The organism is Deltaproteobacteria bacterium GWC2_65_14 (assembly GCA_001797615.1).
Classification (GTDB): Bacteria; Desulfobacterota; Deferrimicrobia; order Deferrimicrobiales; family Deferrimicrobiaceae; genus GWC2-65-14.
On the sequence record MGPV01000052.1, the window covers coordinates 1 to 308 of the forward strand.

At 59.7% G+C, this 308-nt stretch carries 1 pseudogene (running past one end of the window); it reads right to left on the reverse strand.

The annotated features are described in order from the left end of the window. Positions 1–308, reverse strand: a pseudogene (locus A2X88_03720) (hypothetical protein) (it continues 353 nt past the right edge of the window).

The following is a 308-nucleotide window of genomic DNA, read 5'->3' on the forward strand; positions in this document are numbered from 1 at the left end:
GCTCGATGGCCTTCCGGATCGTAGCCTTCCTGGATGATAGCCAATGTTCGAAGAGGCGGCGGGTAGCTGAGCCCTTCTCGCGGATGACCCACATCTCCTCTTCGAGCGAGCTCGGGGCAATCTGGCGCGCCTTTGCAAGTCGATGCGACGGGGCGGCGAAGCAGACGATCTCGTCCTCCACGAGCGGCGTAAGTTCCAGATCCTTGCTCGACAAATGCGCGCCGACGAAACCCAGGTCGAGCTCATTCCGGACGATCTTCTGCTCGATCTTAAGAGAGTTCTCGACCGTGTAGTGGAGAGCCACCTTC